Consider the following 11,401-nt stretch of genomic DNA (forward strand, 5'->3'; position numbering starts at 1 on the left):
CATCCTGCGCGGCGCGGTGGACCCGCTGCACCGGCTGTTCCCCGACGGCTCGGCCGCCCTCGCCGAGGCCCTGTACCGCGACGCCCCCGAGGCCAAGGCCTACAACCAGCTGGTGCGCGAAACCGTTCGCGCCGCGCTGCGCCAACTGCCCCCGGGCCAGCGCCTGCGCGTGCTGGAGGTGGGCGGCGGCACCGGTGGCACCACCGCCTGGCTGGCGCCCGCGCTGCCCGCCGGGCGCTGCGACTACCTGTTCACCGACGTCGGCCCCTCGATGGTGGCGCGCGCGAAAGAGGCCTTCGCGGCGCACCGCTTCATGGCCTTCCAGGCCCTGGACCTGGAGCAGGACCTGGCCGCGCAGGGCCTGGACGGGCGCCGCTTCGACCTCGTGATCGCGTCCAACGTGGTCCACGCCACCGCCGACCTGCGCCGCACCCTGGGCCGCCTGCGCGGCGCGCTGGCGCCCGGCGGCACCCTGCTGATGCTGGAGGTGGCCGGCGACGAGCGCTGGATCGACATCACCTTCGGCCTCACCGAAGGCTGGTGGCGCTTCACCGACACCGATCTGCGGCCCCGCCAGCCGCTGCTGTCGCGCGAGCGCTGGCTGTCGCTGCTGGCCGAGACGGGCTTCGAGGCCGCCGCCATCGATGCGCCCGACCCGCGTTCGCGCGAGGTGCTGCTGGCCGCGCGAAAACCGGTGGAAGCGCTGGAGCCGATGCCCACGGGCGGGCGCTGGCTGCTGCTGACCGATCAACAAGGCGTGGGCGATGCCCTGGCCGCTGGCCTGCGTGGCGCGGGCCAGGTGGTGGACCTGCGGCCCGCGAGCGCCGCCACCGGGGCCGACGCCGCCGCGTTGCGCGAGGCCCTGGCGGCCGCCGAGTGGCGGGGCGTGGTCCACCTCGGCAGCCTCGACACACCCCCGGCCCAGGCCGGTGCCGTGGTGCCTTCGCTGCGCGCCGGTCTGGGCTCGCTGCTGGACCTGGTGCAGGCCATGGGCGCCACCGCGTTCGCCACCGCCCCGCGCCTGTGGATCGCCACGCGCGGCGCGATGGCCGTCGATGGCGCCGACGCGGTCGACGCCGCGCAGGCGCCGACCTGGGGCCTGGGCAAGGTCATCGCGCTGGAGCACCCCGAGTGGCGCGCCAGCTGCGTCGATCTCGATCCACGGGCCGATGTGTCCGCGATGGCCGAGGGCCTGCTGCGCGCGCTGGCCACGGCCGATGCCGAGGACCAGGTTGCGCTGCGCGGCGGCCAGCGCCACGTGGCGCGCCTGGCGCCCTTCCCGCTGGCGGCCGCCGACGACGCGCCGGTGCGACTGGAAAAGGCCGCCAGCGGCGTGTTCGACGACATGGCGCTGCGCCCGATGGCGCGGCGCGCGCCCGGCCCGGGCGAGGTCGAGATCGCGGTGCGCGCGGCCGGCCTGAACTTCCGCGACATCATGAACGCCGTCGCCCTGCGCGACGACCCCGAGCCCCTGGGCGGCGAGTGCGCCGGGCGCATCGTGCGCGTGGGCGAGGGCGTCACCCGCTTCGCCGTGGGCGACGCGGTGGTGGCCACGGGCGAAGCCTGCTTCGCCAGCCACGTGACCACGCAGGAACGCCACGTGGCGCCGCTGCCGCGCGGCATGGGCTACGCCCAGGCGGCCACGCTGCCCTTTGCCTTCATGACCGCCTGGCACGCGCTGCACACGCTCGGCGGGCTGCGTCCGGGCCTGCGCGTGCTCATCCACGCCGGGGCCGGTGGCGTGGGCATGGCGGCCCTCCAGCTCGCGCGGCGCGCGGGCGCTCAGGTGTTTGCCACCGCCGGCAGCGAGCCCAAACGCGCCACGCTGCGCGCGCTCGGCGTCGACCACGTCATGGACTCGCGCACGCTGGACTTCGCCGACGAGGTGCTGCGCCTCACGCAGGGCCGCGGCGTGGACCTGGTGCTCAATTCGCTCGCGGGCGACTTCATCGCGGCCAGCGTGCGCTGCCTGGCGGCCGATGGCGTTTTCCTGGAGATCGGCAAGCGCGACATCTGGACGCCCGAGCGCTTCGCGCAGGAGCGCCCCCAGGCGCGCTACCACGCCATCGACCTCAACGCCCAGCGCTACCAGGACCCGGCCGCCGCCCAGGCCCTGTTCGAGCGGGTGATGGGCCTGGTGAACGCGGGTGAGCTGCGCCCGCTGCCGTACCACGCCTTCCCGCTGGCGCGCGGCGCCGAGGCCTTGCGCTTCATGGCCCAGGCGCGCCACACCGGCAAGGTGGTGCTCACGCGCCACGATCCGGCGCAGGCCTGCATGGAATCGCTGTCGCCCGAGGCCAGCTACCTGGTCACGGGCGGCCTGTCGGGCCTGGGCCTGATCAGCGCCATGCGCCTGGCCGAGCAGGGCGCGCGCCACCTGGTGCTGGTGGGCCGCCGCGCGCCCGGCGAGGCCGCCCTGGCCACGCTGGACGCCATGCGCGCGCTCGGTGTGCAGCTGAAGCTGGTGCAGGCCGACATGTCGCGCGCCGACGAAGTGGCGCGCGTGCTGGACCTGATCGGCGAGGACCACCCGCTGCGCGGCGTCATTCACAGCGCCGGCGTGCTGGAAGACGGCGCCCTGCAGCAGCAGACCTGGGAGCGCTTCGCGCGCCCGCTGGGCCCCAAGGTGGAGGGCGCCTGGGCCCTGCACGCGCTCACGCGCGAACGGCCGCTGGACTTCTTCGTTCTGTATTCCTCGGTGGCCGGCCTGCTGGGCTCGTCCGGCCAGGGCAACCACGCGGCCGCCAACGCCTTCCTCGACGCGCTCGCGCTGCACCGCCGCGCGCAAGGCCTGCCGGGCCTGAGCATCGCCTGGGGCGCCTGGAGCGAGGTCGGCGCTGCCGCCGACCGCGCGGTGGACCAGCGCGTGGGCGCGCGCGGCATCGATGCGATCACGCCGCGCATGGGCCTGGACCTGCTGCAGTCGCTGATGCGCGGCGAGGCCGCCAGCGTGGGCGTGTTCCCGGTGCGCTGGGAGCGCTTCCTGGACGCGGGCGTGCCGCCGCTGCTGGAGCGTTTCCGCGCCGCCACGCACGGCGAGGCACCCCGCGCGGCGAGCGCGCCGGCGCCCGCGCGCGGCGCCTCGCTGGCCGACGAACTCAAGGGGCTGCCGGGCGCGCAGCGCGCCGAGCGCCTGCTGGCCTTCGTCGGCGAGCATGTGGCGCGCGTGGTCGACGTGGCCGACGCCCGCCGCATCGACCCGCGCCAGCCGCTCAACGAACTGGGCCTGGATTCGCTGATGGCCGTGGACCTGCGCAACCGCCTGGGCAAGGACCTGGGCCTGGCGCGCGGCCTGCCCGCCACCCTGGTGTTCGACTACCCCACGCTGGACGCGCTGGCCGGGTACATCGGGCAGCTGTTGGCGCCGCAGGCCGAGACCGAAGCCGCCGCCGCACCCGTGCCCACGGCCAGCGGCGCGGTCGAGGCCATCGATGACCTGAGCGACGAGGAGATCGAGGCCTTGTTCGCGAAGAAGCTGCAGAGAAAGCAATCGGATGTCTGACTTCCTCGAACGCATCAGCCACTTTTCGCCCAAGCGCCTGGCGCTGCTGGCCGACGGGCTGCAGGAGCGCGTGACGGCGCTGGAGGCGCGGCTCGCCGAGGCCGGCGGCAGCGGCGCGCGCGAGCCGATCGCCATCGTCGGCATCGGCTGCCGCTTCCCCGGCGGGGCCGACACGCCCGAGCGTTTCTGGACCCTGGTGCGCGACGGCGTGGACGCCATCACCGAGGTGCCGCCGCAGCGCTGGGCCATCGACGACTTCTACGACGCCGACCCCGATGCGCCGGGCAAGATGAACACCCGCTGGGGCGGCTTCGTGGGCGACGTGGACGGCTTCGACCCGCACTTCTTCGGCGTCTCGCCGCGCGAGGCGCGCAGCATGGACCCGCAGCAGCGCCTGCTGCTCGAGGTGGCCTGGGCAGCGCTGGAGCACGCCGGCATCCCGGCCGATCGTCTGGAGGGCAGCCGCACCGGCGTCTTCATCGGGATGTCGGCCGGCGACTACTACCAGCTGCTGCGCGACGGCGGCAAGGAGAGCTTCGACGCTTACACCGCCTCGGGCATCGCGCACAGCATCGCCTCGGGCCGCCTGTCCTACGTGCTGGGCACGCGCGGGCCCAGCCTGTCGATCGACACCGCCTGCTCATCCTCGCTCGTGGCCATCCACGAGGCCGTCATGAGCCTGCGCCGCGGCGAGTGCGACGCCGCGCTCGCTGGCGGCGTCAACCTGATCCTCACGCCCGACGTCAGCGTGGCGCTGTCGCGCTCGCACATGATGGCCCCCGACGGCCGCTGCAAGACCTTCGACGCGCGCGCCGACGGCTTCGTGCGCAGCGAGGGCTGCGGCGTGCTGGTGCTCAAGCGCCTGTCCGACGCGCAGGCCGCGGGCGACAACATCGTCGCGCTCATCCGCGGCAGCGCGGCCAACCAGGACGGCCGCAGCAACGGCCTCACCGCGCCCAATGGCCCCTCGCAGGAGGCCGTGCTGCGCGAGGCCCTGGCCGACGCGCGCGTGGACCCGGCGCGCGTGGGCTTCGTCGAGGCGCATGGCACCGGCACCTCGCTGGGCGACCCGATCGAGGTGCAGGCCCTGGCCAAGGTGCTGGGCGAGCCGCGCCAGGCGGGCGATGCGCCGCTGCTGCTGGGTTCGGTCAAGGCCAACGTGGGCCACATGGAAGCGGCGGCCGGCGTGGGCGGCGTGATCAAGCTGGCCCTGGCCCTGCGCCACGGCCAGGTGCCCGGCCAGCCGCACGTGCAAACGCTCAACCCCTACATCCCCTGGGACGATCTGGCGGTGCGCGTGCCCACCGCGCTCACGCCCTGGCCCGGCGGCACCGGCCCGCGCCTGGGCGGCGTCAGCTCCTTCGGTTTCAGCGGCACCAACGTGCACCTGGTGATGGAGCAGGCGCCCGAACCCGCGCCCGCCCCAGCCCCTGCCGGCCCCGACCGGCCGCTGCACCTGCTCACCGCCACGGCCCGCCAGGACGGCGCGCTGCGCGCCCTCGCGGCGGCCTACGCCGAGGCGCTCGACGGCGCCGGCGCCTCGCTGGCGGACTTCGCCTACAGCGCCAACACCGGCCGCGCGCCCTTCGCGCACCGCCTCTCGGTGCTGGCGGCGTCGCCGCAGGAGGCCGCGTTGCGCCTGCGCGCCCACCTCGCGGGCGAGGACCCGCCCGGCGTGTTCGCCGCCACGGCCGGCGCGCGCGCGCCCAAGATCGCCTTTCTGTTCACTGGCCAGGGCGCGCAGCACGCCGGCATGGCGCGCGAGCTCTTCGCCAGCGAGCCGGTGTTTCGCGCCGCGCTGGAGCGCTGCGCCGGCGGGCTCGACGCCCAGCTGCCGCGCCCGCTGCTGGAGGTGCTGTTCGCGCCCGAGGGCGACGGCGCCATCGACGACACCGCCTTCACCCAGCCCGCGCTGTTCGCGCTGGAGTACGCGCTGGCGCAGCTCTGGCTGTCCTGGGGCGTGCGGCCGGCGGCGGTGATGGGCCACAGCGTGGGCGAATACGTGGCGGCCTGCGTGGCCGGCGTGTTCGGCCTGGACGACGCGCTGCAGCTGATCGCGGCGCGCGGCCGCCTGATGGGCGCCTTGCCGCGCGACGGCGGCATGCTGGCGGTGATGGCCGAGCCCGCGCGCGTGGCCGCGCTCATCGGGGCCTGGCCGCGCGAGCTGTCCATCGCCGCGGTCAACGGGCCGCAGAACGTGGTGGTCTCGGGCCTTCTTCGCGCCATCGAGGCGGTCGAGGCGCAATGCCAGGCCCAGGGCCTGCGCTGCTCGCGGCTCAAGGTGTCGCACGCCTTCCACTCGCCGCTGATGGAGCCCATGCTGGCCGAGTTCGAGCGGCTGGTGGCGTCGGTGGACCTGCGCGCGCCGCGCATCGAGCTGATCTCCAACCTCACGGGCCGCCCGGTGGGCGAGGCCATCACCCGGCCCGGCTACTGGCGCGAGCACGTGCGCGAGGCGGTGCAGTTCGCGCCCGCGGTGCAGGCGCTGGCGCAGGCGGGCGTCGAGGTCTTTCTGGAAGTGGGCCCGCACCCAACCTTGCTGGGCCTGGGCCAGGCCTGCCTGCCGGAAGGTTCGGGCGACGGCCAGCGCCATTGGCTGCCCTCGCTGCGCCGAGGGCGCGGCGACTGGGAGAGCCTGCTCGGCAGCCTGGCGCGCCTGCACGGCCTGGGCGCCGCCATCGACTGGACGGCCTTCGACGCCGGCCGCGCGCGCCGCCGTGTCGCGCTGCCGGGCTACCCCTTCCAGCGCGAGCGCTACTGGGCGCCAGACGACCACGCGCCCGCGCGCGGCGCCGAGCCGCGGCCCGCGGCCCTGCACCCGCTGCTGGGCAGGGAGGTGGCGCAGTCGCTCACCAGCGACCGCCTGTTCGAGACGCGCTGGGGCCTGGCGGTCCAGCCCTGGCTGCGCGACCACCGCATCCTGGGCCGCTGGCTGTTGCCCTCGCCCGTGTACATGGAAATGGCGCGCGCCGCCGCGCAACGGCAGTTCGGCGACGGCCCCGTGGAGATCCGTGATTTCGTGGTGCACCGCGCGATGCCACTCCACGGCGACGAACCGGTGCGCGCGCAACTGGTGCTTGGCGCGCCCGAGGCGGGCGTGAGCGCCCTGCGCATCGCCGCCTTCGACGCCGAGGGGGGCGGCTGGCCGGTGAACGCCAGCGCGCGGCTCGCGGCCGCCACCGCGTCGGTGCCCGCGCACGAGGCGCCCGCCGCGATCGCGGCGCGCCTGGGCGAGGCCATCGACGTGGACCATTACTACGGCTGGCTCAAGACCCTGGGCCTGGAATTCGGCCCGCTGTTCCGCGGCGTCGAGTCGATCCGGCGCGGCGAGGGCGAGGTGCTGGCGCGTTTGTCCTGGCCCGACGGCCTGTCGCCCGAGGCCGGCCTGTTGTGGCACCCCGCCTGCCTGGACGCCTGCTTCCACGTCATCGGCGCCGGCCTGCCCCAGCAGGGGGCGACCCTGGACCAGGCCTTCCTGCTGCTGCAGGTCGACCGCATCCACCTGGACCGCGCGCCGGGGCGCGCGGTCTGGAACCACGTGAGGCTGCGCCCCGGCGAAGGCCGCGACCCGGCCCGGGCAGAGACCTTCAGCGCCGACCTCACGCTGCTCGACGACGCGGGCGCGGTGCTGGCCCGGTTCGAGGGCATGCACTTCAAGCGCGCGCGGCCCGAGGCCCTGGCGCCGCAGGGCCGCGTGCCGGCCAGCGTGCGCCGCATGCTGCATGAGATCGTGTGGCGCGAGCTGCCGCCGAACGCGGCCGGCGCGGCCTCGCCCGTCGCCATCGCCCAGGCCCTGGGCCCGCGCGTGGACGAACTCGCGCGCCAGCACGGCCTGGACCGCTACGCCGGCTTCCTGCCCGAACTCGACGCCCTGGCCGCCGACTACGTGCGCCAGGCCCTGCATGGCCTGGGCCTGGACCCGCGTCCTGGCGAAGCCCTCGGCCCCGCCGCCGCGCTCGCCACGCGCCTGGGCGTGCTGCCGCGCCACGGCCGCCTGTTCGAGCGCATGCTGGGCATGCTGGTGGAAGACGGCGCGCTCGCGCGCGATGCCGGTGGCTACTCGGTGCGGCACTGGCCCGGGGCCGGCGACCCCGAGGCGCGGTACCACGATCTGCTGGCGCGCTTCGCCGACTGCGACGCCGAGCTGAACCTCACCGCGCGCTGCGCGCGCGAACTCGCGGCGGTGCTGCGCGGCCAGGCCGACCCGCTGGCCCTGCTGTTCCCGGGCGGCTCGCTGGCCGACACCGAGCGCCTGTACCAGCACTCGCCACCGGCCCAGGTCTACAACGCCCTCATCGCCGACGCGCTGGCGGCCATCGCCGCGGCCTGGCCCGCCGGGCGGCCCCTGCGCGTGCTGGAGATCGGCGCCGGCACCGGCAGCACCACGCACCACGTGCTCTCGCGCCTGCCCACGGCGAACCTGGACTACACCTTCACCGACGTGTCGCCGCTGTTCCTGCACCGCGCGCGCGAGAAGTTCGCCGCCCACGGCTTCATGCGCTACGCCGTGCTCGACATCGGCGCCGCGCCCGCCGGGCAGGGCTTCGCCGAGGCCGCCTACGACGTGGTGATCGGCGCCAACGTGCTGCACGCCACGCCCGACCTCGACACCACCATGGACCACGTGCGCCGCCTGCTGGCGCCCGGCGGCACCCTGGTGCTGCTGGAGGGCACCACGCCCCAGCGCTTCGGCGACCTCACCGTGGGCCTGCTCGAGGGCTGGTGGGCCTACGCCGACACCCAGCGCCGCCAGTACGCGCTGATGCCGCGCGGGGCCTGGCTCGATCTGTTCCAACAGCACGGCCTGGGCGAGCCGGCCGCGCTGCCCGGCGACACGCCACACCCCGTGCTGCAACAGCAGGCCGTGTTCCTGGCCCGCCAGCCGTTGGCCGAGGCCAAGGCCCACGCGGCGCGGCGCTGGCTGCTGCTGCCCGACGCGGCGGGCCTGCAGCAGGCGCTGGCCCGCGAACTGCGCGCGCGCGGCGACGAGGTGCGCGTGCTGGCCGAGGGCCCGGCCGGCCTGGCCGCCGCGCTGGGCGAGGGCCCCTGGCAGGGCGTCGTGCAACTGCAGCCGCTGGACGCGCGCCTGGACGAGGCGCTGGACCCGGACGCCGTCGAACAGCAGCAGCAGCGCCTGATCGGCGGGCTGTTGCCCACGGTGCAGACCCTGGCCGCCCAGGCGGGCAGCGCCGACGGCGCGCCGGGCCTGTGGCTGGTCACGCGCGGCGCGCAGGCCGCGCGCGCGAACGACAGCGCCGACGCCGCCCAGGCCACGGCCTGGGGCCTGGGCCACGTGGTGGCGGTGGAGCACCCCGAGCTGCGCTGCGTGCGCCTCGACCTCGACCCCGCCAGCGGAGACGCCGAGGCGGCGCGCCAGCTGGCGGACGAACTGCAATCGCCCTCGCGCGAGGACCAGATCGCGCGGCGCGGCGGCGCTCGCCTGGCGCGCCGCCTGGTGCGCCACGACGCGGCCACCGCGCCGGCCGGGGGCCCGACGCGCCTCGCCGCCGACCGCGCCTACCTCGTCACCGGCGGCCTGCGCGGCCTGGGGCTGCGCGTGGCCGCGTGGCTGGTGGAGCGGGGCGCGCGCCACCTCGTGCTGATGGGCCGCCAGGCGCCCGACGCCCGCGCGCTGGCGGTGATCGAAGGCCTGCGGGGGCAGGGCGCCCAGGTGCTGGCCGCGCGCGGCGACGTGGCGCGCCGCGCCGACCTGCAGCGCGTGCTGGCCGAGGCCGCCGCGCTGGCGCCGCTGGCCGGCGTGGTGCACGCGGCCGGCGTGCTGGACGACGGCGTCATCGCGGCGCAGACCTGGCCGCGCTTCGCCACCGTGATGGGGCCCAAGGTGCGGGGCAGCTGGAACCTGCACACGCTGTGCCCGGACCTGGACTTCCTGGTGCTGTTCTCCTCGGGCGCCTCGGTGGCGGGGCCGGCCGGCCAGTCCAACCACGCGGCGGCCAACGCCTTCGAGGACGCGCTGGCCTGGTACCGCCAGGCGCGCGGCCTGCCCACCGTCAGCATCAACTGGGGCCCCTGGGCGGAGATCGGCGCCGCCGCCGACCGCCGGCTGGACAAGCCCGGCTCGCTGCGCGCCATCGCACCCGCCGACGGCCTGGCCGCGCTCGAGCACGCGATGCGCCGGTCCGCGCCCGGCGCGCTGTTCCCGAACGCCCAGCTGGCCGTGCTGGACAGCGATTGGGCGCACCTGGCCGACGGCGCGCCGCCGCTGTTCGGCGAGCTGCTGCGCGGGCTGGCGCGGCCCGGCCAGGTGCCGGCGCCCGGCCAGACCGCCGCCGCACCCGAGCCGTCCTTGCGCGAGCGCCTGGCATCGGCCGCCGCGAACCGGCGCAAAACCCTGCTGCGCGACCACGTGCGCCAGCTCACCGTCAAGGTGCTGGGCCTGCAGCGCGGCGAAGACCTGGACGTGACCGAACCCCTGCGCCAGCTCGGCCTGGACTCGCTGATGGCGGTGGAGCTGCGCAACCGCCTGGGCCAGGCGGTCGGGCGCACCCTGCCGGCCACGCTCACCTTCGACCACCCCAGCGTCGCGGCGCTCACCGAGCACCTGGCGCGCGAGGTGTTCGCCGATCTCATGCCCGCGGCCGGCGCGCCGGCGCCCCAGGTGCCCGTGCCCAACCCCGCGCCCACCGCCGCGCCCACCCCCGCGGCCGCTCCCGATGTCGGCTCCTTCGACGAGCTGTCGGAAGACGAGCTGGCCCAGCAGCTGATGCGCCGCCTCGACGGCCTGGGCTGAAGCGACCCATACCTTTAGGAAACACCGTGACCGAACCCCGCCAAGGCACCGACCACGCCGCGCTGCTCAAGCGCTCGCTGGTGGCCATCGACCAGTTGAAAGCCCAGCTGGCGGCCGCGGAACAGGCCCGCAGCGAACCCATCGCCATCATCGGCATGGGCTGCCGCTTCCCCGGCCAGGCCGACACGCCCGAGGCCTTCTGGTCGCTGCTGCACAGCGGCCGCGACGCCGTGACCGAGGTGCCGCCGCACCGCTGGGACGTGGAGCGCTACTACGACCCCAACCCCGACGCGATGGGCAAGAGCTACACGCGCTGGGGCTCATTCGTCGAGGGCGTGGACCGCTTCGACGCGCCCTTCTTCGGCATCTCGCCGCGCGAGGCCGTGAGCCTGGACCCGCAGCAGCGCCTGCTGCTGGAGGTGTCGTGGGAGGCGCTGGAGCGCGCGGGCCTGGCGCCCTCGTCGCTGGCGGGCTCGCGCACCGCCGTGTACATGGGCATCACCACCAGCGACTACGCCGGCCTCATGAACGAGGAGCGCGGCCCCTGCCACGGCGACGCCTACACGCCCTCGGGCACCGCGCACAGCGTGGCGGCCGGGCGCCTGTCGTACTTCTTCGGCCTGCACGGCCCCAACGTGGCGGTGGACACCGCCTGCTCGTCCTCGCTGGTGGCCATCCACTGGGCCATCCAGTCGCTGCGCAACGGCGAGGCGGAGCTCGCGCTCGCGGGCGGCGTCAACCTCACGCTGGCGCCCAACGGCGCGGTGCTGACCTCGCGCGCCCGCATGATGTCCTTCGACGGTCACTGCAAGACCTTCGACGCCTCGGCCGATGGCTACGTGCGCGGCGAGGGCTGCGGCGTGCTGGTGCTCAAGCGCCTGTCGGACGCGCAGCGCGACGGCGACCGCGTGCTGGCCGTGCTGCGCGGCTCGGCGCTCAACCAGGACGGCCGCAGCAGTGGCCTCACCGCGCCCAATGGCGCCGCGCAGGAGGCGGTGATCCGCGCCGCGCTGGCCAACGCGCGCCTGCAGCCGGGCGACATCGGCTACGTCGAGGCGCACGGCACCGGCACGCCGCTGGGCGACCCGATCGAGATGAAGGCGCTCAACCAGGTCTTCGGCGAGCGCCCGCGCGAGCGCCCGCTCATG

Annotated in this window: 3 protein-coding genes; all 3 read left to right on the top strand. The window is 75.7% G+C overall.

Annotation, left to right across the window (positions count from 1 at the left end; translation table 11 throughout):
* The coding region (locus tag BGO22_RS12530; protein WP_286851094.1) for an SDR family NAD(P)-dependent oxidoreductase at nucleotides 1-3,502 on the top strand (3,502 nt) is incomplete at its 5' end.
* The gene (locus tag BGO22_RS12535; protein WP_070398026.1) at nucleotides 3,495-10,253 is read left to right on the top strand and encodes a type I polyketide synthase; all 6,759 of its coding nucleotides are present in this window, start codon (nucleotides 3,495-3,497) and stop codon (nucleotides 10,251-10,253) included. The genes BGO22_RS12530 and BGO22_RS12535, both read left to right, overlap by 8 nt.
* Before the next feature lie 26 nt (nucleotides 10,254-10,279).
* On the top strand, nucleotides 10,280-11,401 hold a 1,122-nt coding region (locus BGO22_RS12540), incomplete at its 3' end, for a beta-ketoacyl synthase N-terminal-like domain-containing protein (RefSeq protein WP_286851096.1).

Source organism: Hydrogenophaga sp. 70-12 (assembly GCF_001897365.1).
GTDB classification, from domain to species: Bacteria; Pseudomonadota; Gammaproteobacteria; order Burkholderiales; family Burkholderiaceae_C; genus Hydrogenophaga; species Hydrogenophaga borbori.